This window comes from Longimicrobium sp. (assembly GCA_036389135.1).
Classification (GTDB): domain Bacteria; phylum Gemmatimonadota; class Gemmatimonadetes; order Longimicrobiales; family Longimicrobiaceae; genus Longimicrobium.
The window spans coordinates 1-2,247 of record DASVQP010000015.1; the positions used below are offsets into that span (position 1 = coordinate 1).

At 70.7% G+C, this 2,247-nt stretch carries 1 protein-coding gene; it reads left to right on the top strand.

The annotated features are described in order from the left end of the window. Nucleotides 1-1,741 (top strand): Ig-like domain-containing protein (locus VF584_02685; protein ID HEX8209066.1); only part of this gene is annotated, 1,741 nt, incomplete at its 5' end. Between the last annotated feature and the right edge of the window lie 506 nt (nt 1,742-2,247).

Genomic DNA, 2,247 nt, shown 5'->3' on the forward strand with positions numbered 1-2,247 from the left:
GGTCACCTTCACCGCCAGCGTGGGCACGGGGACGGCCGCGCGGGTCATCATCAACCCGCGCTCGCTCCGCTTCACCACGCTGGGGCGGCAGGAGCAGGTGACGATTACCGCGGTGGACGTCTACGGCAACCAGATCTTCGCACCGGCCACGCTGATCACGCGGAACGCAGCGGTGGCCACGCTGGAGGGAGCGCCGGTGGTGCGGGCGCGCGGCAACGGGAGCACCTTCCTGGTGGCGACGGTGCAGGGCGTGTCGGACAGCATTCCCATCGTGGTGCAGCAGGTGGTCGCGGCCGTCGGAGTCGCCCCCGCTTCGGCTTCCATCCTGGTCGGGGACACGGTGCGCTACCGCGCGACGGCGGTGGACTCGTCGGGCGCGCCCGTGACGAACGCGCAGTTCACCTGGCGCACGGGCTCGGCCGCCGTCGCCACGGTGGACGCGACGGGGCTGGTGAGGGGCACGGGCATGGGCACCACCACGGTGTTCGCTGCCTCCGGCGGTGTGGAGGCGAGCGCGACCGTCACGGTGCGGGCGACCTTCACTGCGACGGCGCTGGATGCCGGCGCCTTCCACACCTGTGCGATCAACCAGGGGGCCACGTACTGCTGGGGCTCCAACGCGACGCGGCAGTTCGGCACCGACGCGCCAACCACGGGGACCCCGCAGCGGGTGGGCGCTGAAGTCACACTGCAGCTCGCCGCAGGCGGCCCGGGGATCGATTCGCCCCACCCGGTCGGCCAGACTTGCGCCAGGACCGGGAACTTCGTGCTGTGCTGGGGGAACGACATCATGCGCCAGCTCAGCGGCCCACCGGGCACGGAGAACTGCCGCTTGAGCCCGAGCTACTCATACCCCTGCCGCACGACGCCGGCGACGGTCACCCCGCTCGCTCCCACCTCGGTGTTCATCACCTCCGGCGCGCTTCACAGCTGTTCGGTCGACTCGTCCGGGGCAGCGTCGTGCTGGGGGAGCAATCGCTTCGGCGAGCTCGGTACGTCCGAGCCCGTGACCACCCAGTGCACGGTGGAGGGCCCGTCCGGAGCGCAGGCTCCGTGCAGCGGCACGCCGCTGCCGGTGGCCGGCGGCATCCAGTTCAGGGAGATCTCGGCGGGCGCGTCGTTCACCTGCGCACTGTCGACCTCGAACACCGCGTTCTGCTGGGGGAACAACTCGAACGGACAGCTCGGCACCCCCACGCCCTCCACTACCAGTCCCACACCGGTTGCGGTGACCGGCGGGACGCAGCTCACGCAGATCAGCAGCGGCACCTCTCACAGCTGCGCCGTCAGGGCGGACGGGCGCATCCTGTGCTGGGGCGCGGGCGGCTCGGGCCAGCTCGGCAACGGGAGCACCTCCAACAGCACCACCCCGGTGCAGGTCGCGAGCAGCCTGACCTTCCGCTCGGTGACCGCCGGCACGGCGCACACCTGCGCCATCACCACGGGCGGGGCCGCGTACTGCTGGGGGAGCAACACCAACGGCAAGCTGGGAGCGGGGCCGGACGTGTCGCAGTCGTCGGTACCCATCGCGGTGGCGGGCGGGTTCTCGTACTCCACCATCTCGGCCGGCGTGGATCACACCTGCGGCATCGCCACGCCGTCCAACGAGGTGTTGTGCTGGGGCTCGCGCAACCAGGGCCAGGTCGGCGGCACGCCTACAGTCGGGGCCTACTTCACCCCACAGCGCGTACCGCCGCCCGGATCTTCGAGCCCCGCCCTGAGGGCGAGCCGCCGCCCGTAACGGCGCGCGATGGGTAACGCGGGAGGCACGGAGAGGGAACTTTCCGTGCCTCCTTCCTGTTGGCCCTGCCCCGCCGCCGCAGGGGCCGCGATTCATCGCACCCGCTCCTACCCTGCCTCGCCCCCTCCATGGAACGCACAGATCCCGTATGGACGGATCTGCGTGTCTGTCCGTCGCCGGTCACGCGCCGGCCGTCGTCTTCGACGCAAACGCCATCGTGGGGGCAGTCCCGCGTGGCTGCCCGTCACCACGCGCAGTGCGAGTTCCGTGCGGTGGCGCGTTATGCATGGTACTGCCCTTTCCGAGCGGAGGCCGTTTTCAGTCTTTCGCCCGGGCCTGTCGAAGATGATTTTGCTGATGTAGTTCGTGGCTCCGCACAGTGCGGCGCCACCGCTGCGCACCGCCCGGTGTGCCGCGTCGCGGTCCCGTCCGGAACTCCTACCTCTGCTCCTGGAGGCACCTCTTGAACAACCGTCTTTCCTCGACCCTCGCACGCACGGCGGCAC